Below are 3,436 nucleotides of genomic sequence, written 5' to 3'. Positions count from 1 at the left end.
CGGGGCCAATTAGCCGCTCGACCGGCTTGTTGGCGAAGAACTGCGGGAACATGTGCAGGGTACCGCTGTGAAAGCCCAGTCCGTTCAAAATCATAGCGATCATCGCCTGGCCATGTGAGACTTTGGATTGGTCTGCAAAAAGCAGTAATAAATTCAGAACTTCAGAATACCGTCAAGTCCCGAAAAAAGAAAAATCAGGTGCGGAATGACGGATATATGTATCGCCATTTTTCAGCGTCAATAAGTTGGCGCTGATGATCTTAAGCCTGGAAAGGTGGCTGGGTGTTTTATGTACCATTTGTTAGTATTCCTTTTAGGCAATAGGTTATCGGATGCGCGTGTAGATACACGGCACCTGTGGTGTAATTGGGTAATCAACAGACGTGACGAAGCCGTGAGCCAGTCACAGTGAGTTTGTTACTGTGGGATGTTGAGTTCGCCACGTTGTCGGTGGCTTCCGTAGGACGAGTGTCCGTTGTAAAGAGCGGGTACTGCTGGTTAGGCTGCGTTATTTTCGTACGGAAACAAATCATCAATACCGATGTTTGCTCCAAATTTGTTAAAGACAGAAATCAATTTTCTGCACATCGAAATATTTAGAGTTCGCCTTCCGTTTTCATAGTGAGCAATAGCGCCTGGAGTACATCCTGCCGCTTGAGCCACATCGAATTGTGTAAGGCGCAATGATTTGCGTACTTCTTTAATCTTATTCACTTGAGCCTCCATTTGGTTCAGACCTTATGATACATATCGTATCGATAATAATCAAGAGATACATACATAATGTCGTTTGTCGGTAGCTATACAATCCGTAATAATCTAGGTATGAGATATAAATGGTCAGAACTAGTGCGCTACCGCATGAAGGAGCGAGGCGTTACGAGAGAAAGAATAGCTAACATGCTGGGAAAAACTCCCGGTGCGGTAGGTCATTGGCTTAATGGTAGAAGAGAACCATCTCTTACAGATATTGCTTCGATATTTCAAATTCTAGGTTTGAGTAACGTTGTCCTACATAGTGATGGCAGTGTGAGCCTGCCTGATGATTACGACCCAGGCATTTTGACGAAGGATGCCCTCACAGCAAGACAAAAAGCACTTGTTGAACTACTTGCTTTTTTTCCTGAAGATGAACAGGAAAAGATGTTGAAAGAACTGCGTGAGAAAAAAGACCAAATGGATCAATTGATAGAAAAATGGCTCAAAGCAAGAAAAGACGCTTCATAAATTCTATATTTGCAGTTAACAGATTGATAAATGGTCAAATTTTAAACGTATTTTAGCCCTCCTCACTCTTCATCATTAGTTTTACCTCACTTTAAAAATAATCTCTTTATATTCATATAGGTACGAATTGTATTGGCACCCTTCGATACAAAAAGTATTTACAACCTTCGATACATATCGTATCATTCCTCCCATCACCCCACCAGACAGCCTTCAGCCAGACGGTGGACCACCAACCCGCAACGGCAATACCCCGGCAGGCAAGACCTCGAGTTACCCGCCGATTGCCTGAGCGTAAGTAGCCAGCCCGAGGCGAACGAACATGACGGCGGTTGGGATAGCAGCAAAAACACAGAGATGAGGTGAGTGAGATGAACGAAAAAAAATTAAAGCAGAAGTCCTGCTTTCAGCAGCAGCCCGCGTAGTTAAAGAGACCTTGTATGTGACTAAGTCTCATAACCTGCAAAAAGAAGACGTAGAGGACGTCCTACGCCTTGCCCTGGAAGCGATAAAAAGCACCCGACCCGATCACACCTTCGGTGAAGGGGATAAAGATAACTTTTTCATTTAACGCCTAACTCCCTCGCGATACCAGTAAGTAGTCTCGCGGAGCTCATAGGGATAGCAGAGACAGCAGCGCCACAATTCTTACATTGAATGAATCTAACTTTATCTGAACTAATTGTTTTTTCAGATGATATCTCAAATGAAGAAGATTCGCATTTTGGACAGATCGTGGTTAAAGCCATCTTTTTACCTTGCTGGTTGTGTGAGAACTCCAGCATACCACTGCCGCCTGAGGTGGAGAAGTAAACCAGGCATTAAACCACAGCAGATTAATGAGTTTGCTCTGTTTTAACCGCTCTTTTTACAACGAGCCTCGCGCTCTACGGAAGGCACCGACAACGTGCCGAACCTTTGCCCAGATGTTTTTAGGGTGTGGTGGGCTGAATAAAAATTATAGCCAACACCAGGGCCACCACTGGCTCACCACACCACCAAAACCATCTGTTGGAGGGAATATGGCTACTATCATTTACCGTAAATCCGTTAATCCTGTTAACAAAACAAACGCCGCTATTCGCCGTCATGCCAGACGCAAGGCAGAAGCCATCCGGCGTGAACTGGTGTTATCCCGTATTGATAAAGTTTTGGGGCAGAAGCCAGAAAAACGCAAAGCGCTTAACCGAATTGAATTGGCTTTCAAGCGCAAACGTGCGCCACGAATTAATTTCGGCATACTGGCCAGGTTCAGGAAGCAAATTAACCGTTTCGCCGAAATGTACGACATGGTTAAGCGTCTTAACCATCGTATCTGGTACAGCAAGCCGAAAACGGAGTATGGCATTACCGCCAGAGCAAGGCAGACATATACATCGCGGCTGGTTCATTGAATTTGAGGCTGGGTCGTGCTGCTTGGAAAATATGGCGTTATTTCAAACACAGCTAACGCAAAATACCCGAAAGTTATTAAACGATTGAGGAGCATAAAATAGAGTTATGGCAGATAATGTAGATATAGCCAGCCAAAACGAAGAAACCTCTCGCCAACACCTGATCACCAATCATCGAGAGAAGGAATTACCGGTTAACGGGCGCTGCTATAATTGCGAGGGGCCAACCGAGGGTAATTTCTGTTGCAAAGAATGTCGGGAAGATTGGGAGAAGCGAAAATATTTTGATAGCCAACGGAGAATTGAATGATGCAACTTAATAAACCTCATATCACGACCTTCAATCAACCTGATTACAGGGAAAGGGGCGTTATCACTTACTGTAGTGATAATATCCGTCATTCCGCACCTGATTTTTCTTTTTTCGGGACTTGACGGTATTCTGAAGTTCTGAATTTATTACTGCTTTTTGCAGACCAATCAGCATGAGTACTCCCCACGTTACCATCCGTAACCGGCTTTGTTGAATAAATAGATTTTATGCTGGCAGCCAAGTGAAACGACGGATCCTCGCAACGCAAAATCATGCAGTTAGGCCTCATGAGAAAACTGTACACCTAAGATGACAAGCATTTTCTACCAAAACTGGCATAGAAAAACAGCATGATTACCTATTATTCAACAAAGCCTCCGTAACCTTGATCACTTAGGTCTCGTCGCTGCACTGTGCGATGAACTGAGTATTGCAAAAATGATCGATGCGGTATTGCCCAAAAAACACCAAGCCAAAGTCTCACATGGCCAGGCGATGATCG

6 protein-coding genes are annotated in these 3,436 nt (G+C 44.3%); 4 read left to right on the top strand and 2 right to left on the bottom strand.

Translation table 11 applies throughout. The features are described 5' to 3' along the window. On the bottom strand, window positions 1-157 hold a 157-nt coding region (locus ACTBDZ_RS16185; RefSeq protein ID WP_438816070.1), incomplete at its 3' end, for a DUF4277 domain-containing protein. 341 nt (window positions 158-498) lie between these two features. Beyond that, on the bottom strand, window positions 499-714 hold the full coding sequence (locus ACTBDZ_RS16180; RefSeq protein ID WP_438816068.1) for a helix-turn-helix transcriptional regulator: 216 nt from the start codon (window positions 712-714) through the stop codon (window positions 499-501). Between the two features lie 69 nt (window positions 715-783). Here ACTBDZ_RS16180 and ACTBDZ_RS16175 point away from each other — a divergent pair, with 69 nt between their 5' ends. From ACTBDZ_RS16175 to ACTBDZ_RS16160, 4 genes are all read left to right on the top strand, one after another. Then, window positions 784-1,227: a helix-turn-helix domain-containing protein gene (locus ACTBDZ_RS16175; RefSeq protein ID WP_438816067.1), complete on the top strand. Its 444-nt coding sequence runs from the start codon at window positions 784-786 to the stop codon at window positions 1,225-1,227. Between the two features lie 442 nt (window positions 1,228-1,669). Continuing rightward, the gene (locus tag ACTBDZ_RS16170) at window positions 1,670-1,798 is read left to right on the top strand and encodes a hypothetical protein (RefSeq protein WP_438816066.1); all 129 of its coding nucleotides are present in this window, start codon (window positions 1,670-1,672) and stop codon (window positions 1,796-1,798) included. Window positions 1,799-2,249: 451 nt separating this feature from the next. Further along, on the top strand, window positions 2,250-2,621 hold the full coding sequence (locus ACTBDZ_RS16165) for an antitermination protein (protein ID WP_438816065.1): 372 nt from the start codon (window positions 2,250-2,252) through the stop codon (window positions 2,619-2,621). A gap of 673 nt (window positions 2,622-3,294) precedes the next feature. Next, on the top strand, window positions 3,295-3,436 hold a 142-nt coding region (locus tag ACTBDZ_RS16160), incomplete at its 3' end, for a DUF4277 domain-containing protein (RefSeq protein ID WP_438816069.1).

The organism is Symbiopectobacterium sp. (assembly GCF_051710365.1).
In the GTDB taxonomy this organism is placed as follows: Bacteria; Pseudomonadota; Gammaproteobacteria; order Enterobacterales; family Enterobacteriaceae; genus Symbiopectobacterium.
The sequence above is the reverse complement of the archived record's forward strand: the minus strand, read 5'-3'. Positions and strand labels throughout refer to the sequence as shown.